The sequence below is a fragment of the Pseudomonas poae genome (genome assembly GCF_001439785.1).
Classification (GTDB): Bacteria; Pseudomonadota; Gammaproteobacteria; order Pseudomonadales; family Pseudomonadaceae; genus Aquipseudomonas; species Aquipseudomonas poae.
In genome coordinates, this window is sequence record NZ_JYLI01000003.1 from 338,994 (window position 1) to 363,368 (window position 24,375).

The following is a 24,375-nucleotide window of genomic DNA, read 5'->3' on the forward strand; positions in this document are numbered from 1 at the left end:
GTCTGTCATACGGCTACATAAACGCCGGCTTCAGCTCAGCCGTGCGAGCAACCAGGCACCGATGTCGTGGATCTCCTGAGGTAACACTTCGTGGCCCATTGGGTATTCCTGCCATGTCACGGTGACACCACGGCTCTTTAAATGCTCGAAGGCGCTGCGGCCCATCGCGTTCTGCACCACCTCATCGTGCTGACCGTGCAGGCACAGCGCCGGAATGCGCTGCTGGCTGGCAGACAATTGCAGCTCATTGTCGAAAGTGGGCGCATAGGTAGAGAGCGCAATCACGCCACCCAGTGGCCCCTGCCAGTTCAGATACGCGGTGTGAAAAACCACCGCGCCGCCCTGGGAAAACCCTGCGAGAAAAATCCGCGAGGCGTCTATTCCGGTTCTCTTCTGCGCTTCGATGAGGTCCGTGACCATGTGCGTGGACGCGTCCAGCTCTTCAAGGCTGATCGAGCGCGCAGGGCTCATGGCCTTGATGTCGTACCAGCTGGGCATCGCGTAACCGCCGTTGATCGTCACCGCACGGGTCGGTGCCTGGGGCAGGACAAAGCGGGTCGACAGCAGGGTTTCCTGCAGCGCTTCGGCCACCGGCATGAAGTCGTAGCGATCAGCGCCCAGGCCATGCAGCCAGATAACGCAGGCGTCTGCGGGCTTGGCGGGCTGAAGAATCAAGGGGTCGGTCATGTCTGCTCCATAAATGTGCGGGCGCTCCGATTGAGTGCGTCGGAACGGTGCGTAACGGGTGGATTTGTTAATAAAGTGTCGCAAGGTTGAATCTTTTGCTCTTGACCGTGTGCTGAATCGACTCAGTCGTCACTCTGGTACGGCGCTTGCTATGCACACAGCGATGTCAGGTCTCTTCCACGTCGGTAACACTATCAGTGACGCCGCTTGTGGGATAGCAACTGGACTTATAGCGACAGCCTCAAACCGTTTGACCCCAAAAAAAGCCAACACGGGTCAAAGTCGCCTCAAAAGGGTGCGGTGGGGTTCGAGCTCCGACACAACAAGAGCAAAACTGGAGGTTTGAATGAAGGTATTGAAATCCACCCTGGCTATCGTGACCGCGGCCGCTGTATTGGGTGTCAGTGGTTTTGCCCAAGCCGGCGCCACCCTGGACGCCGTGCAGAAGAAAGGCTTTGTGCAATGTGGCGTGAGTGACGGCCTGCCGGGTTTCTCGGTACCGGATGCCAGCGGCAAGATCCTCGGGATCGATGCTGACGTTTGCCGTGCTGTAGCCGCCGCCGTGTTTGGCGACGCGACCAAGGTCAAGTTCAGCCAGTTGAATGCCAAGGAGCGTTTCACCGCGCTGCAATCGGGCGAAGTGGACATTCTGTCGCGCAACACCACCATGACCAGCTCTCGCGACGCGGGCATGGGCCTGAAATTCCCGGGCTTCATCACCTACTACGACGGCATCGGCTTTCTGGTAAACAACAAGCTGGGCGTTAAAAGTGCCAAGGAACTGGACGGTGCAACCATCTGCATCCAGGCCGGTACCACCACCGAGCTGAACGTTTCCGACTACTTCCGTGGCAACGGTCTGAAATACACCCCGATCACCTTCGACACCTCCGATGAAAGCGCCAAGTCGCTGGAATCCGGGCGTTGCGACGTGCTGACCTCCGACAAGTCCCAACTGTTCGCCCAGCGCAGCAAGCTGGCCTCGCCGAAGGACTACGTGGTTCTGCCGGAAACGATTTCCAAGGAGCCGCTGGGCCCGGTCGTGCGTAACGGCGACGACGAGTGGCTGGCCATCGTGCGCTGGGTTGGCTACGCCATGCTCAACGCTGAAGAAGCCGGCATCACCTCGAAAAACGTTGAAGCTGAAGCCAAGTCCACCAAGAACCCGGACGTTGCACGTCTGCTCGGTGCCGACGGCGAATACGGCAAAGACCTGAAAGTGAAGAAAGACTGGGTCGTGCAGATCGTCAAGCAAGTCGGTAACTACGGCGAAGTGTTCGAGCGCAACCTGGGCAAGAGCACCCCGCTGGAAATCGACCGCGGCCTGAACGCACTGTGGAACAACGGCGGTATCCAGTACGCACCCCCTGTGCGCTGATCGCTGATGGTTCTGTCACCCGGTGGGCCAACCGCCGGGTGATGTTCTGTTCCATTCTTTTCGGGGCACTTCATGCAAAATCAAATCGGCGCACCCAAGCAGAAGCTCAGCTTCAGCGATCCCAAAGTGCGTGCGTGGCTCTTCCAGATCATCACGATTGTGGCGGTGGTCTCCCTGGGCTGGTACCTCTTCAACAATACGCAGACCAACCTTCAGCACCGGGGCATCACCTCGGGGTTCGACTTTCTTGAGCGCAGTGCCGGCTTCGGCATCGCGCAGCACCTGATCGACTACACCGAATCGGACAGCTATGCCCGGGTGTTTGTGATCGGCTTGCTCAACACCTTGCTGGTGACTGTGATCGGCGTGGTCCTGGCGACCCTGCTGGGCTTCATCATCGGCGTGGCGCGCCTGTCGCCCAACTGGATGATCAACAAGCTGGCGACGGTGTATGTGGAAGTGTTCCGCAACATCCCGCCGTTGCTGCAGATCCTGTTCTGGTACTTCGCGGTGTTCCTGACCATGCCGGGGCCGCGCAACAGCCATAACTTCGGCGATACCTTCTTCGTCAGCAGCCGGGGCCTGAACATGCCGGCGGCGCTGGCCGCCGACGGGTTCTGGCCGTTCGTGATCAGTGTGGTGCTCGCCATCGTTGCTATCGTGTTGATGGCGCGCTGGGCCAACAAGCGCTTCGAGGCCACGGGCGTACCGTTCCACAAGTTCTGGGCCGGCCTTGCGCTGTTCATCGTGATCCCGGCGTTGTGCGCCTTGATCTTCGGCGCGCCGCTGCACTGGGAAATGCCAAAACTGCAAGGCTTCAACTTCGTTGGCGGCTGGGTATTGATCCCCGAACTGCTGGCGCTGACGTTGGCGCTGACGGTCTATACGGCGGCGTTCATCGCCGAGATCGTGCGGTCGGGCATCAAGTCCGTCAGCCACGGCCAGACCGAAGCCGCCCGCTCCCTGGGCCTGCGCCCTGGGCCGACGCTGCGCAAGGTCATCATTCCACAGGCGCTGCGGGTGATCATTCCGCCGCTGACCAGCCAATACCTGAACCTGGCGAAAAACTCGTCACTGGCCGCCGGTATCGGTTACCCGGAAATGGTTTCGCTGTTTGCCGGCACGGTGCTCAACCAGACTGGCCAGGCGATTGAAGTCATTGCCATCACCATGAGCGTGTACCTGGCGATCAGCATCAGCATTTCCCTGCTGATGAACTGGTACAACAAGCGCATTGCGCTGATCGAGCGGTGAGGAAACCTGCATGAGTTCGCATACGTTCAAACCTGATATGCCGCCGCCGAACAAAGTCTTCGGGCCGATGGCATGGATGCGCGCCAACCTGTTCTCCAGCTGGCTCAATACCCTGCTGACGCTGTTGGCGTTTTACCTGATCTATCTGGTGGTCCCGCCGATCCTGAACTGGGCCATCCTTGACGCCAACTGGGTGGGTACGACTCGCGCCGATTGCACAAAGGAGGGCGCCTGCTGGGTGTTCATCCAACAGCGCTTCGGGCAGTTCATGTATGGCTACTACCCGGGCGACCTGCGCTGGCGCGTGGACCTCACCGTGTGGCTGGCCATCGTTGGCGTGGCGCCGTTGTTCATCTCGCGTTTTCCGCGCAAGGCGATCTACGGCCTGGGCTTTCTGGTGCTGTACCCGATCATTGCGTTCTTCCTGCTGCACGGCGGCGCTTTCGGCCTGACCAACGTGGCGACCAGCCAATGGGGCGGCCTGATGCTGACACTGGTGATCGCCACCGTCGGCATTGCTGGCGCGTTGCCGCTGGGCATCGTGCTGGCCTTGGGCCGACGCTCGAACATGCCGGCGATTCGGGTGGTCTGCGTGACCTTCATCGAATTCTGGCGCGGCGTGCCGTTGATCACGGTGCTGTTCATGTCCTCGGTGATGCTGCCGTTGTTTTTGCCTGAAGGCATGGGCATCGACAAGCTGCTGCGGGCATTGATCGGCGTGATCCTGTTCCAGTCGGCCTACGTGGCCGAGGTGGTGCGCGGCGGTCTGCAAGCGATCCCTAAAGGTCAGTACGAAGCCGCTGCGGCGATGGGCCTGGGTTACTGGCGCAGCATGGGCCTGGTGATTTTGCCGCAAGCCCTGAAGATGGTGATTCCCGGCATCGTCAACACGTTTATCGCGTTGTTCAAGGACACCAGCCTTGTGATCATCATCGGCCTGTTCGACCTGCTCAACAGCGTCAAGCAAGCTGCCGCCGACCCGAAATGGTTGGGTATGGCCACCGAGGGCTACGTGTTCGCCGCCCTGGTGTTCTGGATTTTCTGTTTTGGTATGTCGCGCTATTCCATTCATTTGGAACACAAGCTCGACACAGGCCACAAGCGTTAGGAGTTGATGTGATGAGCGAAGCGATCAAACAGCCTGTGAGCCCTGAAGGCATTATCCAGATGCAGGGCGTCAACAAGTGGTACGGCCAGTTCCACGTGTTGAAAGACATCAACCTCAACGTCAAGCAGGGCGAGCGTATCGTGCTGTGCGGCCCGTCGGGTTCGGGCAAGTCCACCACCATCCGCTGCCTCAACCGTCTGGAAGAGCACCAGCAGGGCCGCATCGTGGTCGATGGCGTGGAACTGACCAACGACCTCAAGCAGATCGAAGCGATCCGCCGTGAAGTGGGCATGGTGTTCCAGCACTTCAACCTGTTCCCGCACCTGACCATCCTGCAGAACTGCACGCTGGCGCCGATGTGGGTGCGCAAGATGCCCAAGCGCAAGGCCGAGGAAATCGCCATGCACTACCTGGAGCGCGTGCGCATTCCGGAGCAGGCGCACAAGTTTCCGGGGCAACTGTCCGGCGGCCAGCAACAGCGTGTGGCGATTGCCCGCGCGCTGTGCATGAAACCCAAGATCATGCTGTTCGACGAACCGACCTCGGCCCTCGACCCGGAAATGGTCAAAGAGGTGCTGGACACTATGATCGGCCTGGCCGAAGACGGCATGACCATGTTGTGCGTAACCCACGAAATGGGGTTTGCGCGCACCGTGGCCAACCGCGTGATCTTCATGGACAAGGGCGAAATCGTGGAACAGGCGGCGCCGAACGACTTCTTCGACAACCCGCAGAACGATCGGACCAAGTTGTTCTTGAGCCAGATTCTGCATTGATCGATGGTTGAATGAATAAACCCGGCCTGGTGCCGGGTTTATTTTTGCCTGTAGGCTGTAGGGCTATTCGCCAGTTGCTCGGTCATTTGCGCCACGCACCTGTCAGACCTTGTTTTTTCTTTTCCTACAGTTGATCCATGAGCCCTCAAGCCCAACGCACACCCGACCTGGAAGCACTCCTGATTGACGCCGAAGCCGACGACGATGCGGTGCAACAGGCGCCCGCGCCTGTGACTCGCCCGTGGCTGTTGCTGCTGGGCCTGATCCTGGTGGCGCTGAATCTGCGCCCGGCGTTGTCGAGCCTCGCACCGCTGCTCAGCCAGGTGTCCGATAGCCTGGGGTTATCGGCGGCTCGGGCCGGGTTGCTGACCACCTTGCCGGTGTTGTGCCTGGGCCTGTTCGCGCCGCTGGCACCGATCCTGGCGCGGCGGTTTGGCGCCGAGCGCGTGGTGCTGGGCGTTTTGCTGATGCTGGCCGCCGGTATCACCCTGCGCAGTGCGTTCGGTGAAGTGGGCCTGTTTAGTGGCAGCCTGCTCGCCGGGGCGAGCATCGGCGTTATCGGCGTGTTGTTGCCGGGCATCGTCAAGCGCGACTTCGCCAGGCAGGCCGGCGCGATGACCGGCGTGTACACCATGGCGCTGTGCCTCGGCGCGGCGTTGGCGGCAGGGGCGACGGTGCCGTTGAGCCATTACTTTGCAGACGACTGGTCGCTCGGCCTGGGTTTCTGGATGCTGCCGGCGCTGTTCGCAGCGTTGTGCTGGCTGCCTCAGGCCGGGCGCAAACACGCGACCCACCAGGTCGCCGCGCGGGTCAAGGGCCTGCTGCGCGACCCGCTGGCCTGGCAAGTGACCTTGTACATGGGCCTGCAATCGTCGCTGTCGTACATCGTGTTTGGCTGGATGCCATCGATCCTGATGGGGCGGGGCCTTAGCGCCACAGACGCGGGTTTGGCGCTGTCCGGTTCCATCATTGTGCAACTGCTCAGTGCACTGACCGCGCCGTGGCTGGCCACGCGTGGCAAGGATCAGCGCCTGGCAATCGTGGTGGTGATGGTCATGACGCTCGGCGGGCTGTTCGGCTGCCTGTACGCGCCGATCGACGGCCTCTGGGGCTGGGCGGTTTTGCTCGGCCTGGGGCAGGGCGGTACGTTCAGTCTGGCGCTGACCCTGATCGTGTTGCGCTCGCGGGACGCCCACGTGGCGGCCAGCTTGTCGGGCATGGCCCAGGGTATCGGCTACACCCTGGCGTCAATGGGGCCGTTGGCCGTGGGTGTGATCCACGACGTCACCGGCGGCTGGAGTGCGGTCGGCTGGGTGTTCGGCGTGATCGGCGTGGCCGCCATCATCGCCGGCCTCGGCGCCGGCCGCGCACTGTACGTGGGGGCCGGCAGCGCGCGGCGCTGAATCTACAGGTAAACCACTTCAAGAGTGGCCGACCCGTCCATCAGCGTCTCCACGCTCAGATCGAGGTTTTTGCGCGCGTTGAGCGTGGCTTCCAGCGTCAGCGTGCTGGTCAGGCTGCGGATGGCCGACGGCCCGGCAACGCTGCCCACCAGGTCGGTGAACCCCAACAGGCTGCGTGAGCCAATGTCGATGGGGTTGAGGTTGGCGGTGCGCCAGGCGACCCCGCCGGTAGTGGACTCGGTGCCGTACACCACGCTCATGTCGTCGACAACGGTTTGTTTCGGGTCAACGCTCACCGAGTACACGCCGATCTTGTTACCGCTGGTGTCCAACCCCAGGCCGTAGAAAATTTCGCTGTTGACATGCGCCGTGCCGTCGCGGTTATCGCGCATGCGCAGGGCGAAGCGGCCGGGGGCATTGCAGCTGACCGTCAGGGTCAGGGACTTGAGGGGCAGACGTGTGCCGACCTCCTCGTTGAGGTCGTTGCGCGAGATTTTGCCGAAGTCCACTCGCCCGCCGCTCGACAGCAACGGCGTGCAGGCCATCGGCGTGATCAGGCCCTTGACGCTCAGGTCGACGTTGGAGGCGGCGTGCGCAGTGCCTGCCAGCAAAGGCAATACAGCAAATAGCAGGGGGGTCATGGCGGTGCTCCTAGGGGTAGTGAAGTTCGAGGGTGGCCGCGCCATCCAGCTGCACCTCGCTGCCCAGGTCCAGGGAACCCAGCGGTGCGATCACCGCTTCCAGGCTCGCAGTGGCGCTGAGTTGTTTGATCGGCACGGGGCCGCTGGTACTGCCGGCGCTGGTGCTGAAACCCAGGTAACGGCTGGCGCCTATCGCCAAGGGAAGGGCGCTGGCGCTGCTCCAGGCCGAGGTGCCCGTGGCCGAGTCGGTGCGATACAGCTGCGGCCAGCTGTCGGCGGTGGTGCGCGTGGGATCGAACATCAGGCGGTAGCGGCCAATCCTGTTTTGCCGGACGTCCAGGCCCAGGCCGAAGAGAGTGTCGTCCGCGGGCCCCGTGGCCGAGCCGAGGCGGTTGTCCCCCAGGCGCAGGGTGAAGGCGCTGGGCGCATCGCAGGCGACGCTGACGATCAAGGGACGTGCGGGCAGCGCGGTCTCCTTGTCCATGTTCAGGTCCATCACCGAGAGTTTGCCGAAGTCCACCGTGCCGCCCCCGGACAGGCTCGGCGTGCAGGCCGCCGGGGCGAAGCGTGCCTGCAGGCGCAGTTCCCGCGAGCGGCCGGCGTTTATTGCATCGAACACGCCGTTGGTGTCCCAGGTGACAGCGTCGTTGACCTGCGAGGCGGCTTCGCTGGCCCAGGCGCTGATCTGGATCTGCACTGACAGGCTGCGACCCCCCGCGGCTACCCCGGCGCGCAGCGGCACGATGCCGTGTTCCGGACGCCAGCGCAGGCTTGTCGCGGTCTGGACCGGGGGCTGGCCGCTGCCGGCGAGCAGGCCCAATTCCACGCCTTGACCGTCGAGCAGCGCATCGCTCACCTGCAGGCTGTAACTGCCGCGAGGGGTAAACGCGAAGCGCTCAAGGTCTGCTGCCATGGCGCGATAGAACAGGCTCATGTCGGTGGGGTTGGGACAGTTCAGGGTCAGGCCCAAACGCCGTTCGCCCAACGAACGCTCGGTGGCTGGCGTGAGTGCGAGCGTGCGGTTCATCAGGCCGAAATCCACCCTCGGTTCGCTCAGGTGCAACTGGCACTCATCGGCGCCCCAGGCATTGGCAGCCTGCAGGAGGGCGAGGGCGAGCAAGGCAGGTTTCATGCCCATGGTGAGAGTCCTCATGGTTGGCACCGCGCGTCTGCGGTTTCGTAATACACCTCGGGGTCGCCGCGTTCGGGCAGTGCGAAGTCCAGGCGGCAACGGGCCTGGCCCGGCGCGCTGATCCACAGCGGGCGACGGTTGAGTACATCGGGCAGGAATACCTGGCTGCCTTCCTGCACCAGGGTCACGAATTCGCCGTCGTCGGTACTCACGGCCGCTCCCCGCGCAAGCGGACGGCCGTCAGCGGTGCTGACGGTGAGCAAAACGCGGCGCGTCAGTGCCACGCCGAACTCGACTTTATCCACCGCGCCGCGCCCGGCGGACAGCACCGCCAGACCATTGCTGATGTCGGCATTGCGCGGCAGCGAACGGGTTTGCACCTCCACCGGGCTGCGTCCATACGCGCTCAGTTGCGGCACCACGGCCTGGCCCTGCCAGTCGGTCCACACCGGGCCGCTGGGGGTGCTGACCTTGATGCCGGCCATATCGCCCACCGACATCAGCGCGAAGGTTTCGCGCACCGGGTAAGGCGAGAAGGTCAGGCCATCGCCGTGCAGCACCACGCCACCGCGTGCGCCGCCCTGATAGCTGGAGCGCTCGGCGTTGTTGCGCGTGTAGTTGAAGTCCAGCTGGCTGTAATAGGGCAGCGCCGAGACGCCGAGTGACGATTCCACCTCGCGGTCGCGACTGTCGCGCTCCACCCCCACGCGGTAGCTCAACTGGTCGTTGAGCTGTTCGTTGAGCCCGGCGCCGATGCGCTGTTCGCCGCCGGCATTACGGGTCCAGGCACGGGCCCTGCGGTTTTCGCCCAATGGCACGCTGATGTTCACGTACACGCTGTCATCGCTCTGCTGGCGCCCGCCGACTTGCCACTCGGCGCTGGCCGACACCGACACGCGGCCAACGCTGATGCCCCACGACGCCAATGCGCGGCTGCTGCTGTCGCCGGTAAAGTTGGAAGACCGCGAGACCCCGGCACTGAACGCGCCCAGCAGCGGGTGCGACCAGGACGCTGTGGCGCTTTGCTGGTCGCGATAGCGTGAGCGTTGTTGTTCACGGGTCGTGGTGGTGTAAGTGGAGTCTTCCAGGTCGCGGTAACCCAGGCTGCGCCAGGAACCGGCGGTGGTGATCGACCAGCGTTCGGACACGCGCTGGGACCACGAAAAATCGGTTTGCACGCCGCGTTCGTTACCCTGGCGAGTGGCCTGGGCGAGCTGGGTCGAGACTTGAAACTGGCTGTCCTGCCACGGCAGCCATCCCAGGTTCAGGCCGCTGGCGCGGTAATCTTCAGCGGCCAGTACACCGGCGCCAATCGTGATCTGCGGATGCAGCGCGCCGCTCCAGCCGCCGCTGACCACCCAGGGTTCGGCGCCTTCACCGCGACCCACCTGGCGCACACGGCCAGCGGCCACCGAATAGCCCGGCGCCGGCAAACCCAGGCCGAGCATGGCGGCGGGCACCGTGAAGCGGCGTTCTTCACCTGTGGTTTCCCTGATCGTGACTTCCACATCCGAACGTCCGTTGAGGCGTCGCACGTCCGTCAGCGAAAACGGCCCGGCGGGCACCACGGTGGAATGAATCAGCGTGCCGTTCTGGCGCACTTCCACCTGGGCCGGGCTGTTGGCGATGCCGGTGATGGTCGCGCCCTGGTTCTGGTCCTGCAGCGCGGTTTCGGTCAGCACCTGGGCACCGGTGATTTGCGCGCCGGCCAGCACCGGGTTGTAGAGATTGAGCTGACCCGCCTGGAACACCGCCTGTTGTTCGGCAAAGGTGCGTTGGGCGTAGGCGTCCAGGTGGGTGGTGCGCGAGACCTTGTCCTGCCAGGTGCGCACCTGGCGGCTGCGCACGATCCAGTCACCGGCATTGAAGCCCACCTCGGTGTTGGCCGAGCCGAAGCGGCTGTTGTCGTCGCCGTATTCGTTGTACAGGCCGGTGAGGTCGTAGTTGAGCAGCCCGGCAAACCCGCCGGTCTGGTAGCCGGACACGTCCTGCACGGCCGGACGCAGCGCATCGGTGGGCACCACCAGCGACAGGCTGAGGCTGGCCGGGTCTTGTTCGATGACCGTTTGCGGGTAGGCGTCGAGAAATCCGTGGCAGTCGGCGTTGGCGTCTGGCACGCGCAAGTTGCCCGCGTTCAGCAGCGCCTGGTTGAAGCACAGCGCGCCCTGGTCGTCGAACACCACGTCCACTCGGCCACGCCGCTGGCCGTTGACGTTGAGGTTGAGGGCGTGACGCCCTGCGGTGAAGCGCGGGGCCTGCAACAGCAGGTTGGCCAGTTGCGGGTCGATGCCGCGTTGGGACAGGGTTTGCGGGTCGAACGAACCGGCGCTGTTGTCGGCCAGGGCGTCGCCGTTCGGCCCCGCGGTGCCCAGGCTCAGCGCCAGGCCCGCCAGCAGTCGGCGCATGGCGCGCGGTGAAACGCCGGGCAAGGCTGCGCCGTCGCGGTCAGTCTTAGCTGTGCTCACAAGGTGTACTCGCATAAGAGAGAAGCGCCACGCCATTCCCTGACGCGGCAGACTCCCGGCGGCCTTCAATGGGAGGCCACTTCATTGTCAGGGCGCCGCAACCCGTCCCTGCGGCGCGGTGATCAGAGGGTGATCGGTGCTTCGTAGGGGCCCACGGCAAACCCGTAAACGGTGGCCGGCTGCAATTGCACGGTGCTGGCCTGGGCCTGGCTGGCGGTGACTGTCAGGGTTTCACCCGGCAGCACATAGGTACGCGGCAGCAGCGCCGAACCGTTGCCTGGCAGCAGCCTCAACTCCTGTGCCAGGCGCACCACGTACGGCGTTGGGTTATGCACGCTCAGTTGGCCGTTTTGCAGGCTCCAGGTCAGCCCGGTCCAGGGCGTGCGGTTGGGCGGCAGGCCTTTGGGATGCAGGATCACCGGCAGGTTCTGCCGCACTGTCACGCCCACTCGGGCATGGCCGGCCTCGGCGGCGGCGCGGCCCTGGGGCATGCCTTCGAAAATCACGCGTTTCAACCGCTGGGTGGTCAGCGGCGTCGACGATTGCAGGATAAAGCGAATCAGTTGGCTCCTGGATGGCTCGACCCGCGTCAGCGGCGGCGTGACAAACAGCAGCGGCGCGGTGTCTTCCGGAATGTCTTCGAGAGTCACGTGCAGCAGCGCCAGTTTTGAGTCGGTGTTGGTCACGGACACCGAGGCTTCGCCGTCGGCCTCGTTGACGATCACCACCGAGGTGTCCGGCACCATGCCGTCGGCCAGCACCAGGGTCGGGCCCCACAACGTCAAGGCCACAGCGGCGAGGTACAGTCCGGTATAGCGAACAAGGTTGAACAGCCGTGAGAGCAGGGCAAAACGCGGAATGGGAAACATGGTTAGAGGTACCTCAGGTCGAGCACGATGGAGCCGTCCAGCGGCACCTCCTGGTCGAGGGTCAGGAAGGCGGCGGCATTGATCGACGTGTCGATCTGCAAGGTGGCGGTGATCCGGCGATGGGGTTCGGGCACTAGCGTGCCGGGCGTGGCGAAGCCCATGAAGTTGTCCGGGTAGGCATTGGACTCGGGAAACCAGGTCTCGCCCTGGTTGCTCGACGCCAGCACCAGTGCGCGCACGTTGTCGCCGAAGGCTTCGCGAATCGCCAGCGAGACGGAGCCCAGGCGTTCACTCGGTGCATGAATGTTGTTGCCCAGGCCGTAATAAAAGCCTGGCCCAACCGACGACGCGGCGCGGTTGTCCACGCCCACCAGCACGAACAGCACCGGCTCGTTGCAGCTCACTTCCAGGTCAAGGTTGCGGGTGGGCAGCTTGGTGAATTCGTAGTGGTTGAGTGAGCGCGCTGGCACCCGTCCGTGATCGACGATGCCATCGGCAGACAGAGACGGCGTGCAGGCGCTGGGCGTGATGATCCCGGTGAACGTCATTTCGACGGACGAAGCACACAGGGCGGGCGTGGCGGGCAGGCAGAGGCACAACGTCAGCAGACGGCGCGAGAAGATGTTCATGGTCAGGTTTGAAACCGTGAGTGAAGGAGACATCCGTGGCAATCGCGCCACGCCGTACCGGCATGGCGCAACCGTGCATTAGAGGTACTTGACGGTCAGGGTGACGGAGCCGTCGATGACCACTTCGTTGGTCAGGGTCAGGCTACTGGCGGGGGCGATAATCGGACGGATGCTCATGTCCGCTGTCATCACTTGCACGGCTGTCGGTGTGTTGATGTCGGTGGTGGTGACCGACATTATGTCGCCCTTTTGAAAGTAGGGCATGGCCCGCCAAGTCGAGCCGTTGTTGCTCGATGCAATGGTTCGCGAGGCAACGCCATCGGCGGTCGCATTCGAGAGTCTCAGTTCCATACCGCCGAGCTTCTCGCTTTCATTGATTAGCCCCAGGCCGAACAGTCCGCCGTCGTTTTCGTACTCCGAGCCGGCGCGATTGTCCTTCGGCTCCAGTGCCATCAGGGTTGCCGCGTCACAGGTAACGGTCAGTGGAACCGCCTGATGGGGCAAAAATGTCGGTTTATCGGTATTCAGATCCTTGGCGGAAATCTTGCCGATATCCACGTTTCCGCCATTGGGCAGGGTGGGCTCACAGGCGCTGGGGGTGATCAGCCCGCGCACGGTCAAGTCAACGCTGGAGGCCGCGACGGCGGTGCCAGCGCCAGCAAGCAGCAAGGCGGCAAACAGAGTGTTGAGGGACTTCATGGTGGTGCTCCTACAGGGGAAGAGGGGTTAACGGATTCATAAGTACTTGAGCTGCAGCGTTGCCTGGCCATCAACGGGCACTTCATCGATGAGCGTGAGCGCATTGGCCGGCACGATGATCGAGAACGCCCGCAGCCGCGCGTTCAGGTCTTTGAGGGCCATAGGGGTGTTGGTGCCGATGGCGGCAAACGAGGTCAGCCCCTCGTGGCCCAGGTAGTTCGATGCCGACCAACTGCTGCCGCCATTACGCGAGACGATCACGTTGACTGCGTTTTCATCGGCCACCGGGTCGAACAGGGTGAACGTCACGCTGCCGAGTTTTTCGTCGTTGGGGGTCAGGCCCAGGCCGTGGTCGCGCCAGTTGATGGCCGAGGTGCCCGAGCGGTTGTCGATGGTGGTCAGGGTGAAAAAAGTCTCGCCGTCGCAGTGCACTTCCAGGCGCAGCTCGGCAGGGGCCAGCAGCGTGGGCCGGGTGGCTTGCAAGTCCTTGGCGGTCATCTTGCCGTGGTCGATCAACCCGTCATTGGTGAGGGTGGGCGTGCAGGAACTGGGCACAATCGCCCCGGAAACGCTCAAGTCGGCAGTGCTGGCGGCGAACACGCCCGGTGCGCAAGCCGCGAGCAGGAAAGCGAGGGTGACTCTGTCCATAGGTATACGTCCTTGGGTGTTGAGAAAAATCCATGGGTGAAACCACCCTGGTGCAGGTGCCCAAGGCCGTCGTTAAAGCGCTGCTGGGCGCGCGGGAGGAAATTTAGCGCCGGGGCGGGAGGACGGAAATACAACTAATACGAATGACACGGTGGCAATGATGTCGGCGGCTTGTTTTTGAGGGTGGTGTCGGTTTGTGGCGGCCGCGCTGTTGACTGCGAGGCCGCCCGCGTATCAGAGGTACTTGACGGTCAGGGTGACAGAGCCATCAATGGGGACTTCGTTGTCCAGAGTCAGGTCTTTGCTGGGGGCAATCCGTGGCATGACGTAGAAATCGGCAATCAACTGCTGGACCGGGGTTGGCGTGTTGACGGTATCCACCGCGACCGAAAGGATTTCAGCAGGCCTGAAATAGACGCTGGGATGCCACGTAAGGCCGTTATTCCAGGAGGTAATGGTTCGCGACGCTACACCGTCGGCAGTCGCATTCATTAAAGCCAGGGCCATATCGCCGAGTTTTTCGTTGCCGTTGACCAAGCCAAGGCCGAAACGCTCTGCTGTTTCATCGTGGCCCGAACCTGCGCGGTTGTCCCTGGGTTCCAGCGCCAGGAGCGTTGCCGCCTGGCATTTGACGTTCAGTTGCAATATGTGGTGTTGCAAATTCGTGGCGGTATCCACGTTCAGATCCTTGGCGGACAGTTTGCCAAGGTCTAGGTTGCCGCCTTTGGAGAGTCCGGGTTCGCACGCACTGGGTGTGATCGACCCTTGCACGTTCAGGTCCACGGGGGAGGCTGCGAAGGCGCTGCCTGCACTCAAAAGCAAAAGCGCGGCGAGCAGAGTATGGGGGGATTTCATGGGTTCTCCGGGGTCAGGCTTGGTGGTGCATGCAGGTTGGCGGGCGCTGTCGAAGGCTCGACGGCCTACAGGTACTTCACTTCAAGGGTTGCGGAGCCGTCGATCTGCACTTCATTGGCCAGGTTGAGGTCCTTGGCAGGCGCAATGAGGGGCTTGAGTATCAGGTCAGTCGTCAGCGCTTTGATCGGAATCGGCGCCCACTGGCCATTGGTGCGTGACCCGAAGGCTGCAAGGTTTTTGCGTTGCCAGATGGCGCCGTCGAGCTCCATCCACGTCAGGCCGCCGTCGAAGGACTCCAGCGCCGCGACCGTCACGGTATCGGCAACGGAGTTGGACATCAGCAAACTGTAGCGGCCGATCTTTTGCGTGTTGTCGATCAGGCCGAGGCCGTAGTCCGTCGAGGTGGTGGAAGACGAGGCGCGATTGTCGGTGCCCTGCAGGGCGAACAAGGTGCTGGCATCGCAATCGATGCTCATCTGCAAGGTGCGTTCGGGCAACAAGGTGTAGGTGTCCTGCTTGAGGTCCTTGGCCGAAATCTTGCCCAGATCCACGTCGCCGTTGTTGGGCAGTCCCGGTGTGCAGGCGCTGGGCGTGATCAGGCCTTTGACGCTCAGGTCGATGTTGCTGGCGGCGAAGGCGTTGCCCAGGCATGCGCTGAGAAGAATGGTCGAGCAGGCAACTAGCGGCTTTTTCATGTGATGCGGCTCCGGTGTCCGTTTTAAGTGGGGCAGATGTAGTAGCGACCGCCTTTAAGTAGTCAGCGGTGTCCCTCTTGATGGGGCACCGCGCAATTTAGTGAGAGAAAGGCTGTGGGGGAATGCAACTAATACGAGACTGAGCGGATGTCTCACAAGACAAGTAGGCGGTGTCGTATTGCTTTATGAAATAGCCCACGCTTTATGCGGTTTTCGTAGTTGTTGTATCGCTGCGCTACATTCGTTCGGATATGTTCAAGGCTCGAAGAACATTTTTTTGAACATCAATTTTTGAGGTTCAAAACAGCGTCTTGGGGCGAAAGGTTCGCGTGTGGCCACCGTCATGCCGGCTGAGCTGTTCGCTCTCTAGAGAGGGCTTATGCCGGGCACGTTTCCAGAAGGGAGTTCATGCCAGGCAGAGTCCGACGCGGCCATGCCATGGGATAAACGCGGTACTCGCGTACTGGTGGTGGACGACCATGGCACCTACCGGCTGTTGCTGAGCTCATTGTTGGGAAAGCTGGGTATTGCGCACCAGTGTTGCTGCGACGGTCGACAGGCGCTTGACACGATGGTGGCGCAGCCTTTTGACGTGGTCATTACCGACTGTCGCATGCCGGTGATGGACGGGTACGCCATGACCCGTGAGCTGCGCCGCCGCGAACGGGCCGCAGGCAGTCCTGCCTGCTGCGTGCTGGCCTTGACCGCAAGCCCCGGGCCGCTGGACATCCAGCGCTGCCTGGCTTGTGGCATGGACGGCTGGCTGGTCAAGCCGGTCGGCCTGGGCAAACTGCGGGAAGTGCTGCGCTACTGGTTGTCGGCGCCCCAGGCCCGGGGGCGCGCGGTCGCGCATTGCGCCTCGGGCCTGCCTGTGAGTCGGCCCACGCGCGCCAGCTTGATTGCCACATTCGGGTCCTGGGACATCGCAGAGCCACTGCTCGTGAACCTGATTCAGGAAGCTCAGCATGACTTGACCACCCTGGGGCAGGCTCTGGTCTGCCTGGATGGAGTGCTGACCACTCAGCGTCTGCACCGTCTGATGGGCAGCATCGCGTTTTTGGGCAACACCGGTCTTGAGTCACAGGCCGTGCGCCTGATCGAACAGGTCAACCAGTCCGGTGTTTCGGACAATGTGCTGGCACTGCAGGTTTTTTTTCGTGAGGTGGAAAATTACCTACAGTACTTGAGCAGCCTGTAAGGCTTAGTTGTTGTAGGAATTGCTTACTCTGTTATGTAGTACTTTTCTGTATGTAATTTCTTTTATTTGTGTGGGTATTAACTGATGGCACTTAAAACATTGGTTGGCACAGATTTCACTCAGTTATTGGTGGTTGTTGCCTACAACCAGTCGGGATATTTTGCTACTAACTAATTGCCATCATGGAAACAACCAATGCTTCGCATAATTATTGCTGACGATCACCCTATTGTCCGCGTCGGGCAAAAAGTCGTGATTGAGGCGAGTGGTAAATGCAAAGTCGTGGGCGAGGCCAACGGCCCGGACGAGCTGCTGGCGCTGGTGAACAAGACCCCCTGTGATGTGATCGTGACGGACTTCGCGATGCCGGGCGATCAGCAGGCCGATGGTTACGGTTTGCTGGGCCTGTTGCATCGCCAGTTCCCGCGGGTGCCGGTGATCGTGGTGACCATGTTCGCCAATGTCGCCACCCTGCGCACCGCGCTGTCCCACGGTGCGCGGGCCGTGGTGGCCAAGAGTGCGTCGGCGCGCGAGTTGCCCCAGGCCCTGCAGACCGTGGTGCAGGGACGCACTTTTGTCAGTGAGTCCCTGCGCCTGCAGCTCGATCAGGCCGGCCTCGCGCAACCGACGCGCACGCCGCAGTTGTCCGGCAAGGAGCAGGAAGTGGTCAGAATGCTCGCCAGTGGCATGACCGTCAGCCAGATCGCCGCGCGGGTCAATCGCAGTATTTCCACGATCAGCAAACAGAAAAGTACCGCCATGCACCGCTTGTGTATTTCCACTGATGTGGACTTGTTCGCCTATGCGCGTGATGTGGGGATGGTGCCTTAGTCACCGTCTCTGGCGAATGCCCGTGGCTTTCCAGCGTTGCGCGGATTATCGTGCGCTCCTGTCGACCATAACGTTTCAGGGAGCTGCACATGAGTGATGCCCATACCGCGTTGATCACCCGTTTCTACGAGGCCTTCCAACGGCTGGATGCTGAAGCCATGGCGGCTTGCTACACCGAAGACGTGGTATTCAGCGATCCTGCCTTCGGCGAACTGCGCGGGCGCGATGCCGGTGATATGTGGCGCATGCTCACCACACGGGCCAAGGATTTCTCCCTGACCTTCGACCACGTGCGCAGCGATGACACCACCGGCAGTGCGCATTGGGTGGCGACCTACCTGTTCAGCGCCACCGGCAATACCGTGGTCAACGACATTGGCGCGCGGTTCGTGTTTCGCGACGGCAAAATCTGCGAGCACCACGACCACTTTGACCTGTGGCGTTGGTCACGCCAGGCCCTGGGCTTCAAGGGGTGGCTACTGGGCTGGTCGCCGGCGCTGAAAAACGCCGTGCGTGCCCAGGCGCGCAAAGGCTTGCAGGCATTCCAGGCCGGTCGTTGATAAGCTTGGCGCTTTGCGCGTAAAACGAATCGACCCGTGACCACACCCCCTGAAGCCAAGCCCTGGTTCGTCTACCTGGTGCGCGCCGCCAATGGCTCACTCTATTGCGGCATCAGCAACGACCCGCAGCGCCGTTTTGCCATGCACCAGAGCGGCAAGGGCGCGCGCTTTTTTCTGTCCAGCCCCGCAGTGGCGCTGGTGTATACCGAGCAATGCGCGAGCAAGGGCGAGGCGTTGCGTCAGGAGCGCTTGATCAAAAAACTGAAAAAGAGCGCCAAGGAATGTCTGGCGGGCAGTGGTGCGTTGACCTGAGCGAAACCTTCACTCGGGCCAACCCGAGCGACGATAATTGCCACGGGCATGATCTACCGCACCGCTCACGGCTATCAGGACTTTGCGGTTTCACTGTTTGCGGCGTATATGCGCAGGCAGGGCGTGCCCTTGCCCTGATACCCATTGATCCGACTGATAAGGCGTCATCACTCCCGTCATGCGTCTTGCGCGTTAAGCTGCGGGTTCATTTATCAAGTGGACTCCCGCATGTCTGAGCTCATCCTGCACCACTACCCGACGTCCCCTTTCGCAGAAAAAGCGCGGCTGCTGCTGGGTTTCAAGGGCTTGTCGTGGCATTCCGTGCAGATCTCGCCGGTGATGCCCAAGCCCGACCTGACCGCCCTGACCGGTGGTTATCGCAAGACTCCGGTGCTGCAAATTGGCGCGGATATCTACTGCGATACGGCCCTGATCGCCCGCCGTCTGGAGCAGGAAAAAGCAGCACCGGCGCTGTTCCCCCTCGGCCAGGAAATGACCACCCAAACCTTCGCCACCTGGGCCGACAGTGTGGTATTCGCCCATGCGGTGAGCCTGGTGTTTCAGCCCGAGTCAGTGGCGGTGCGTTTCGGCAAATTGCCGCCGGATGCAGTCAAGGCGTTTCTCGCCGACCGCGCCGCGCTGTTCAGTGGCGGCACCGCGAGCAGGCTGCCAGCCGAACTGGCCAAGCACCAATGGCCGGCGATCATGGCGCGTCTGGAGCAGCAACTGCGCGCAGGCGCCGGGGAGTTCCTGTTCGGCCAACCCTCGATTGCCGACTTTGCCCTGGCCCATTGCCTGTGGTTTCTCAAGGCCACGCCGGTGACCGCGCCGCTGGTGGATGCTTATCCGGTGGTGACTGCGTGGTTGGCGCGGGTGCTTGAGTTTGGTCACGGCACTGCCACGCCGATGACTGCCGAACAGGCGCTGGACATTTCGCGCAATGCCACGCCGGCCGCGCTGCCGGACGAGGTGTTCGAGGACTTGAATGGCTTCCACGCCGGGCAGGCGGTCACCGTCAGCGCGATAGACTATGGCGTCGACCCGGTAGCGGGCGAGTTGCTGTTTGCCGGGCGCGAAGCGCTGATTCTGCGCCGCACGGATGAACGCGCGGGTACCGTGCATGTGCATTTCCCGCGCTGGGGATTCCGCCTGCAGGCGCAATAACTGAAAAATAGTTGCAAACAAATGTGAGGTAAACCGGCTGCCCATCCGTGTAGTGCTTGAAACTGCGAGCTATTCGCATTACCAGCTTTTCTATACGGGTTCCTTTGAGCATGAAGTCGACGGCGGGCAGTTGGGTTAAACAGTGGCTGGGAGCCTCGGTATTGGCGGTCTCGGGGCTGGCGTTGCTGCCCCTGGCGGTGGCGCAGGCGCAGGAGCAGCAGAGCGCGCGGTCCAACTTTGCCCTGGCAGCCAAACCGCTGCCCCAGGCGCTGAGCGATTTCAGCCGGGTGACCGGGCTCAGTGTGATCTACACCGACGACGCGCCCTATGGCCTCAATGCGCCAGCGGTCAGCGGGCAGATGAGCGCCACCGAGGCGCTGCAACGCCTGCTGGGCAACTCCGGCTTTACCTTCCGCCAGATCGACGCCCGTACCCTGGCCCTGGAGCCCGTGCCCACTGGTGGCGCGGTCAACCTCGGCGCCACCACCATCAGTGGCGCCGGCCTTGCCCAGGACAGCAACAGCTATCAGCCGCCGCCCACCAGTTCGGTGATGCGTTCCCAGGGCTTGCTGCTGGAGACCCCGCAGACCGTCAACGTGGTGCCTGCCCAGGTGCTGCGCGACCAGACCCCGCGCAACCTCGACGATGCCCTGGCCAATATCAGCGGGATTACTCAGGCCAACACCCTCGGCAGCACCCAGGATGCGGTGATGCTGCGCGGTTTTGGCGACAACCGTAATGGCTCGATCATGCAGGACGGCATGCCCGTGGTGCAGGGCCGTGCGCTGAACGCCACCGCCGAGCGCGTCGAAGTGCTCAAGGGCCCGTCGTCGCTGCTGTATGGCATCCAGGACCCGGGCGGTGTGGTCAACATCGTCAGCAAAAAGCCCGCGCTGGTGCAGTCCACCTCCCTGACCGCCCGCGGCTCGACCTTCGGCGACGGCAAGAACGGCAGCGGCGGGAGCCTCGACACCACCGGACCCATCGGTGACTCGGGCCTGGCCTACCGCTTGATCGTCGACCACGAAGACGAAGACTACTGGCGCAACTTCGGCACCCATCGCGAGACGCTGGTGGCGCCGTCTCTGGCCTGGTACGGCGACACCACCAACGTGGTATTGGCCTACGAGCACCGAGAGTTTCTCTCGCCGTTCGACCGTGGCACCGCCATTGACCCCAAGACCAACCACCCGTTGAACCTGCCCGCAACCCGTCGCCTGGACGAGCCGTTCAACAACATGCAAGGACGTTCCGACCTGTACCGACTGGAAGTCGACCACGACCTCAACGACGACTGGAAAGCCCACTTCGGCTACAGCTGGAACCGCGAGACCTACGACGCCAGCCAAGTGCGCGTCAGCGCGGTGAACGCCAACGGCACCCTGACCCGCAGCATGGACGGCACCCAGGGCGCGATCACCACCGACCGTTTCACCACCGCCAGCCTGGAAGGCAAGGTGCGGGCCGGCGGCCTGCAACATGACCTGGTGTTCGGCCTGGATGACGAGTACCGCAAGGTCTACCGCGCCGACTTGATTCGGCAGAAGCCGCGCGGTGTCTTCAGCTACGTTAATCCGGTGTATGGCAACGAAGTGGCGGGCTCCACCGTCAGCGCCCCGGACAGCGCCCAGACCGACCTGCTGCGCAGCGACTCGCTGTTCTTCCAGGACGCCATCCACCTGACCGATCAGTGGATTCTGGTGGGCGGCGCGCGCTACCAGATGTACGACCAGTACGCCGGCAAAGGCGTGCCGTTCAAGGCCAATACCGACGGCAACGGCCAGAAGTGGGTGCCGCGTGCCGGTCTGGTGTATCGCTACACCGATGAGCTGTCGTTCTACGGCAGCTACACCGAGTCGTTCAAACCCAACTCCACCATCGCGGCGCTGGCCGATGGCAGCACCCTGAGCGGCAGCCTCACGCCGGAAGAGTCCAAGGCCTGGGAGCTGGGCGCCAAGCTGGATATTCCGGGGCGCATCACCGCCAGCGCTGCGTTGTTCGATATCCACAAGCGCAATGTGCTGGTGTCGGTGGGGACCGGGCTGGATACGGTCTACAGCGTCGCCGGCCAAGTGCGCTCGCGCGGCCTGGAACTGGACGCCACCGGCCAGCTCAGCGACAACTGGAGCCTGATTGGCAGCTATGCCTACACCGACGCCGAAGTCACCAAGGACCCTGCCCTGGAAGGCAAGCGCCTGCAGAACGTGGCCAAGCACACCGGCTCACTGTCGGCGGTGTACGACTTCGGCAGCCTCATGGGCGGCGATGACCTGCGCGTGGGTGCCGGCGCACGTTATGTGGGCCAGCGCGAAGGCGACGCGAACAACAGCTTCAATCTGCCGGGCTACACCGTGGCCGACGCGTTCGCCACCTACGACACGCGGATCGAAGGGCAGAAGGTCAAGTTTCAGCTCAACGTGAAGAACCTGTTCGATCGCACCTACTACACCTCGGCGGCGAGCCTTCTGTTTGTGTCGCTGGGCGATGCGCGGCAGGTGTCGGTGTCCAGTACGCTGGCGTTCTAGCGCTGGGCGGGTTTGCTGCGAAAAGGGCTGACGGGTTGACTGTTGTGGCGAGCGGGCTTGGCCCAATGCCGTCAGTTAAGCGCAGATTCCCTGTGGCGAGCAGGCTTGTCCTGCGTTGGGCTGCGCGGCAGCCCCAAAACCAGGCGCTGAGCCGTATCAGGTACGCCGCGTTTTGCTGGATTGGGGGCGCTTCGCACCCCAACGCGGGGCAAGCCCGCTCGCCACAAGGGAGGCGAGCTGGTAGCGTTGCCGCAACTTTTTGCGGATACACACTGGCGATGTCTTTTGGACGATGGTTACATCCCTTCACGCTGCTGGCGGGCCTGAGCCTGTTAGTGGGCGGTTGCGCGAGCGTCTCGCACACGTCCCCCGCACCGCTGGACCAACTGCTGGCGGACCCGGCGCTCAACGGCGCCACGGTGTCGCTGATGGTGCGCGATGCCCAAAGCGGCAGCACGCTGTACCAGCACAACCCGCGCACACGGCTGATTCCCGCGTCCAATCTCAAGCTGCTCACCACGGCGGCGGCGATGGATGTGTTGGGGCCGCAGTACCGCTTTGCCACGCAATTGTTGAGCAACGGCGTGCAGCAGGGTGATCGCCTGACGGGCAACCTGTACCTGCGTGGCCTGGGCGATCCCACGCTGCAGTTCGCCGATTACCAGGCCTTGGCCGCGCAATTGGCGCGCCTGGGTGTGCGCCAGGTGCAGGGTGACCTGGTGCTCGACGACACCTGGTTTGATGCCGAGCGCCTGGGCGTCGACTGGGCCCAGGACGATGAGTCCACCTACTACGGCGCGCAGATTTCGGCGCTGACGGTGTCACCGAATGCCGATTTTGATGCAGGCACCTTGCTGGTCACCGCCAAGGCACCTGCGGCGGTCGGGCAGCCGGTGAGCGTGGAGATCAGCCCCGCCACCGATTACGTGCAGCTGAGCAATCGAGCCATCAGCGGGCCTGGCAACACCTACGGCATCACCCGCCAGCACGGCACCAACCTGTTGCAACTGAGCGGCGCGCTGGCGCCGGGCAAGCAGAGCCGGCAGTGGGTCAGTGTGTGGGAACCGACGCAACTGGTGGCCAATCTGTTTGAACAGGCTCTGGCGCAGCAGGGCATTGAGGTGTTGGGCCGGCGTGTGATCGGTGGCGCGAGCCCCGCCACGGCCAAGCTGTTGGCCGAGCATCACTCGGCGCCGTTGCAGGAACTGATCACGCCACTGCTCAAACTCTCGAACAACAACATGTCCGAAGCGCTGCTCAAGGCCATGGGGCGCAAGACCGCCAATGCGGGCACCGCGCAGGCCGGTGTGGCGGCGGTGGCGGCGTTCATGACGCGCCAGGGTTTGGACCCGGCAACGTTGAGTCAGGTCGATGGTTCGGGGCTGTCGCGGCGTAATCTGGTGTCTTCGCAGAACCTCACGGACGTGCTGCTGGCGACGGCAAAACAGCCCTGGTTCGACGCCTGGTACAACGCCTTGCCGATTGCCGGTAATGCCGACCGCCTCACCGGCGGCAGCCTGCGTTATCGCCTGCGGGGCACCGCCGCCGAAAACAACCTGCACGCCAAGACCGGCTCGATGGCCGGGGTGTCGTCACTGAGTGGCTACATCACCGACGCCAGCGGGCGGCGCCTGGTGTTCTCGATGATCAGCAATAACTACGTCAGCGATGCGGCGCCGATTCGCGCCCTGGAAAATCGCCTGGCCGTGGCGCTGAGCCAGTGGCACGACTGATTCAGGGCTGGTAGCCCATGCGCCAACTCACGGCCCGGGTTGCCGCCAGCAGGCGCTGCGCTGCTGGGCCGTCTTCATCGGCATGGAACACCGAGGTGGGGCCGACCACGGTCATTACCGCCGCCACTTGCCCGACCGCGTCGAACACCGGCGCCGACAACGCATCCACGCCGGGCATCAGCAAACCATGTACAAAATGCAGGCCTCGGCTGCGGATCTGCGCGCAGGTGCTGGCGTAGGCCTGATCGTCCGCCAGTACGTGGGCGATGCCGGCCTGGATTTCACGCTCGCGCAAGTCCACGGTTTCCCGCGCAGGCAGGTAGGCGCTGAACACCAGCCCGGTGGACGAGCTGAGCAGCGGCAGCACCGAACCCAGTTGCGTCACCACCGTGACCGCGCGCACCGCCGGTTCGATCTGCACCACGGTCGCGCCCTGGTTGCCCCATACCGCCAGGAAGCAGGTTTCGTTCAGGTCATCGCGCAGTTCGGCCAGGGGCAGGGCACCCACCTTGAGCACGTCCATGCTGCCCAGCGCGGCGAGGCCCACGCGCAGGGCTTCACGGCCCAGGCCGTAATGGTTGGTGGCGACGTTCTGTTCGGCAAACCCCGAGGCGATCAACGCCTGGAGGTAGCGGTGCACCTTGCTGGCCGGCATCTGCACATGCTCGGCCAGGCGCGACAGCGAAGTGGCCGGTGACAGCTCGGCGAGGGCTTTGAGGATGTCGGTGCCCACTTCGGCCGAGCGGACTTTCTGTTTACCGGTGTCGCGGGGCTTTTCCATGGAGGGGCGAGAATCCGAGAGGTGAGTGGGCG

Annotated in this window: 23 protein-coding genes; 12 read left to right on the forward strand and 11 right to left on the reverse strand. The window is 63.0% G+C overall.

Features of this window, described 5'->3' with window-relative positions; all coding sequences use genetic code 11:
- Positions 1 to 30: 30 nt before the first annotated feature.
- Positions 31 to 687, reverse strand: a complete 657-nt coding sequence (locus TU75_RS05275) for an alpha/beta hydrolase (RefSeq protein WP_004371893.1) — start codon at positions 685 to 687, stop codon at positions 31 to 33.
- Between the two features lie 346 nt (positions 688 to 1,033).
- Between TU75_RS05275 and TU75_RS05280 the strand changes: the two genes are divergently transcribed.
- From TU75_RS05280 to TU75_RS05300, 5 genes are all read left to right on the forward strand, one after another.
- Entirely contained in the window at positions 1,034 to 2,065 is a 1,032-nt protein-coding gene (locus TU75_RS05280) for an amino acid ABC transporter substrate-binding protein (RefSeq protein ID WP_004371891.1), read from the forward strand.
- 72 nt (positions 2,066 to 2,137) lie between these two features.
- Complete coding sequence (locus tag TU75_RS05285; RefSeq protein WP_004371890.1) at positions 2,138 to 3,319, forward strand: amino acid ABC transporter permease; 1,182 nt, start codon at positions 2,138 to 2,140, stop codon at positions 3,317 to 3,319.
- A 10-nt stretch (positions 3,320 to 3,329) separates the two neighbouring features.
- Positions 3,330 to 4,427, forward strand: coding sequence for an amino acid ABC transporter permease (locus TU75_RS05290; protein ID WP_004371888.1), 1,098 nt, complete (start codon positions 3,330 to 3,332; stop codon positions 4,425 to 4,427).
- A gap of 11 nt (positions 4,428 to 4,438) precedes the next feature.
- Positions 4,439 to 5,203, forward strand: coding sequence for an amino acid ABC transporter ATP-binding protein (locus tag TU75_RS05295; RefSeq protein WP_003171943.1), 765 nt, complete (start codon positions 4,439 to 4,441; stop codon positions 5,201 to 5,203).
- A gap of 137 nt (positions 5,204 to 5,340) precedes the next feature.
- Positions 5,341 to 6,606, forward strand: a complete 1,266-nt coding sequence (locus TU75_RS05300; RefSeq protein WP_060548362.1) for a CynX/NimT family MFS transporter — start codon at positions 5,341 to 5,343, stop codon at positions 6,604 to 6,606.
- Positions 6,607 to 6,608: 2 nt separating this feature from the next.
- Here TU75_RS05300 and TU75_RS05305 read toward each other — a convergent pair whose 3' ends face one another.
- The 9 genes from TU75_RS05305 to TU75_RS05345 all read right to left on the reverse strand — a co-directional run bounded on the left by TU75_RS05305 (position 6,609) and on the right by TU75_RS05345 (position 15,239).
- The gene (locus TU75_RS05305) at positions 6,609 to 7,247 is read right to left on the reverse strand and encodes a DUF1120 domain-containing protein (RefSeq protein ID WP_060548363.1); all 639 of its coding nucleotides are present in this window, start codon (positions 7,245 to 7,247) and stop codon (positions 6,609 to 6,611) included.
- Between the two features lie 10 nt (positions 7,248 to 7,257).
- Positions 7,258 to 8,385: a DUF1120 domain-containing protein gene (locus TU75_RS05310; protein WP_060548364.1), complete on the reverse strand. Its 1,128-nt coding sequence runs from the start codon at positions 8,383 to 8,385 to the stop codon at positions 7,258 to 7,260.
- 11 nt (positions 8,386 to 8,396) lie between these two features.
- A complete protein-coding gene (locus tag TU75_RS05315; protein ID WP_269457882.1) occupies positions 8,397 to 10,844 on the reverse strand; it encodes a fimbria/pilus outer membrane usher protein in 2,448 nt (815 codons plus the stop codon).
- Between the two features lie 122 nt (positions 10,845 to 10,966).
- The gene (locus TU75_RS05320; protein WP_173664750.1) at positions 10,967 to 11,713 is read right to left on the reverse strand and encodes a fimbria/pilus chaperone family protein; all 747 of its coding nucleotides are present in this window, start codon (positions 11,711 to 11,713) and stop codon (positions 10,967 to 10,969) included.
- Positions 11,714 to 11,715: 2 nt separating this feature from the next.
- Positions 11,716 to 12,342, reverse strand: a complete 627-nt coding sequence (locus tag TU75_RS05325) for a DUF1120 domain-containing protein (RefSeq protein WP_004371875.1) — start codon at positions 12,340 to 12,342, stop codon at positions 11,716 to 11,718.
- A 78-nt stretch (positions 12,343 to 12,420) separates the two neighbouring features.
- A complete protein-coding gene (locus tag TU75_RS05330) occupies positions 12,421 to 13,041 on the reverse strand; it encodes a DUF1120 domain-containing protein (protein ID WP_060548366.1) in 621 nt (206 codons plus the stop codon).
- Between the two features lie 36 nt (positions 13,042 to 13,077).
- Positions 13,078 to 13,689: a DUF1120 domain-containing protein gene (locus TU75_RS05335; RefSeq protein ID WP_060548367.1), complete on the reverse strand. Its 612-nt coding sequence runs from the start codon at positions 13,687 to 13,689 to the stop codon at positions 13,078 to 13,080.
- Between the two features lie 234 nt (positions 13,690 to 13,923).
- Complete coding sequence (locus tag TU75_RS05340; RefSeq protein ID WP_060548368.1) at positions 13,924 to 14,544, reverse strand: DUF1120 domain-containing protein; 621 nt, start codon at positions 14,542 to 14,544, stop codon at positions 13,924 to 13,926.
- A 65-nt stretch (positions 14,545 to 14,609) separates the two neighbouring features.
- Positions 14,610 to 15,239, reverse strand: a complete 630-nt coding sequence (locus tag TU75_RS05345; protein WP_060548369.1) for a DUF1120 domain-containing protein — start codon at positions 15,237 to 15,239, stop codon at positions 14,610 to 14,612.
- Positions 15,240 to 15,672: 433 nt separating this feature from the next.
- Here TU75_RS05345 and TU75_RS05350 point away from each other — a divergent pair, with 433 nt between their 5' ends.
- The 7 genes from TU75_RS05350 (at position 15,673) to dacB (ending at position 23,562) form a co-directional block, all read left to right on the forward strand.
- Positions 15,673 to 16,437, forward strand: coding sequence for a response regulator (locus TU75_RS05350; RefSeq protein WP_060548370.1), 765 nt, complete (start codon positions 15,673 to 15,675; stop codon positions 16,435 to 16,437).
- A gap of 195 nt (positions 16,438 to 16,632) precedes the next feature.
- On the forward strand, positions 16,633 to 17,268 hold the full coding sequence (locus TU75_RS05355; RefSeq protein ID WP_004371863.1) for a response regulator: 636 nt from the start codon (positions 16,633 to 16,635) through the stop codon (positions 17,266 to 17,268).
- Positions 17,269 to 17,357: 89 nt separating this feature from the next.
- On the forward strand, positions 17,358 to 17,828 hold the full coding sequence (locus tag TU75_RS05360) for a nuclear transport factor 2 family protein (RefSeq protein WP_060548371.1): 471 nt from the start codon (positions 17,358 to 17,360) through the stop codon (positions 17,826 to 17,828).
- 36 nt (positions 17,829 to 17,864) lie between these two features.
- Positions 17,865 to 18,140 (forward strand): GIY-YIG nuclease family protein, encoded by a 276-nt coding sequence (locus TU75_RS05365; protein WP_003234198.1) that lies wholly within the window; start codon positions 17,865 to 17,867, stop codon positions 18,138 to 18,140.
- 228 nt (positions 18,141 to 18,368) lie between these two features.
- Positions 18,369 to 19,304, forward strand: coding sequence for a glutathione S-transferase family protein (locus TU75_RS05370; RefSeq protein ID WP_060548372.1), 936 nt, complete (start codon positions 18,369 to 18,371; stop codon positions 19,302 to 19,304).
- A gap of 110 nt (positions 19,305 to 19,414) precedes the next feature.
- Complete coding sequence (locus tag TU75_RS05375) at positions 19,415 to 21,829, forward strand: TonB-dependent siderophore receptor (protein WP_060548373.1); 2,415 nt, start codon at positions 19,415 to 19,417, stop codon at positions 21,827 to 21,829.
- A 278-nt stretch (positions 21,830 to 22,107) separates the two neighbouring features.
- Positions 22,108 to 23,562, forward strand: coding sequence for a D-alanyl-D-alanine carboxypeptidase/D-alanyl-D-alanine endopeptidase (gene dacB / locus TU75_RS05380; RefSeq protein ID WP_060548374.1), 1,455 nt, complete (start codon positions 22,108 to 22,110; stop codon positions 23,560 to 23,562).
- A gap of 1 nt (position 23,563) precedes the next feature.
- Here the strand turns inward: dacB and TU75_RS05385 are convergent, their stop codons facing one another.
- Positions 23,564 to 24,343, reverse strand: coding sequence for an IclR family transcriptional regulator (locus TU75_RS05385; RefSeq protein WP_003234188.1), 780 nt, complete (start codon positions 24,341 to 24,343; stop codon positions 23,564 to 23,566).
- Between the last annotated feature and the right edge of the window lie 32 nt (positions 24,344 to 24,375).

Coding starts and splice junctions, on each gene's coding strand:
- TU75_RS05310 (WP_060548364.1), bottom strand. CDS start 8,385: ATGGGCATGAAACCTGCCTTGCTCGCCCTCGCCCTCCTGCAGGCTGCC.
- TU75_RS05290 (WP_004371888.1), top strand. CDS start 3,330: ATGAGTTCGCATACGTTCAAACCTGATATGCCGCCGCCGAACAAAGTC.
- TU75_RS05295 (WP_003171943.1), top strand. CDS start 4,439: ATGAGCGAAGCGATCAAACAGCCTGTGAGCCCTGAAGGCATTATCCAG.
- TU75_RS05285 (WP_004371890.1), top strand. CDS start 2,138: ATGCAAAATCAAATCGGCGCACCCAAGCAGAAGCTCAGCTTCAGCGAT.
- TU75_RS05350 (WP_060548370.1), top strand. CDS start 15,673: ATGCCATGGGATAAACGCGGTACTCGCGTACTGGTGGTGGACGACCAT.
- TU75_RS05385 (WP_003234188.1), bottom strand. CDS start 24,343: ATGGAAAAGCCCCGCGACACCGGTAAACAGAAAGTCCGCTCGGCCGAA.
- TU75_RS05360 (WP_060548371.1), top strand. CDS start 17,358: ATGAGTGATGCCCATACCGCGTTGATCACCCGTTTCTACGAGGCCTTC.
- TU75_RS05300 (WP_060548362.1), top strand. CDS start 5,341: ATGAGCCCTCAAGCCCAACGCACACCCGACCTGGAAGCACTCCTGATT.
- TU75_RS05375 (WP_060548373.1), top strand. CDS start 19,415: ATGAAGTCGACGGCGGGCAGTTGGGTTAAACAGTGGCTGGGAGCCTCG.
- TU75_RS05330 (WP_060548366.1), bottom strand. CDS start 13,041: ATGAAGTCCCTCAACACTCTGTTTGCCGCCTTGCTGCTTGCTGGCGCT.
- TU75_RS05355 (WP_004371863.1), top strand. CDS start 16,633: ATGCTTCGCATAATTATTGCTGACGATCACCCTATTGTCCGCGTCGGG.
- TU75_RS05325 (WP_004371875.1), bottom strand. CDS start 12,342: ATGAACATCTTCTCGCGCCGTCTGCTGACGTTGTGCCTCTGCCTGCCC.
- TU75_RS05275 (WP_004371893.1), bottom strand. CDS start 687: ATGACCGACCCCTTGATTCTTCAGCCCGCCAAGCCCGCAGACGCCTGC.
- dacB (WP_060548374.1), top strand. CDS start 22,108: ATGTCTTTTGGACGATGGTTACATCCCTTCACGCTGCTGGCGGGCCTG.
- TU75_RS05280 (WP_004371891.1), top strand. CDS start 1,034: ATGAAGGTATTGAAATCCACCCTGGCTATCGTGACCGCGGCCGCTGTA.
- TU75_RS05345 (WP_060548369.1), bottom strand. CDS start 15,239: ATGAAAAAGCCGCTAGTTGCCTGCTCGACCATTCTTCTCAGCGCATGC.
- TU75_RS05370 (WP_060548372.1), top strand. CDS start 18,369: ATGTCTGAGCTCATCCTGCACCACTACCCGACGTCCCCTTTCGCAGAA.
- TU75_RS05340 (WP_060548368.1), bottom strand. CDS start 14,544: ATGAAATCCCCCCATACTCTGCTCGCCGCGCTTTTGCTTTTGAGTGCA.
- TU75_RS05335 (WP_060548367.1), bottom strand. CDS start 13,689: ATGGACAGAGTCACCCTCGCTTTCCTGCTCGCGGCTTGCGCACCGGGC.
- TU75_RS05320 (WP_173664750.1), bottom strand. CDS start 11,713: ATGTTTCCCATTCCGCGTTTTGCCCTGCTCTCACGGCTGTTCAACCTT.
- TU75_RS05305 (WP_060548363.1), bottom strand. CDS start 7,247: ATGACCCCCCTGCTATTTGCTGTATTGCCTTTGCTGGCAGGCACTGCG.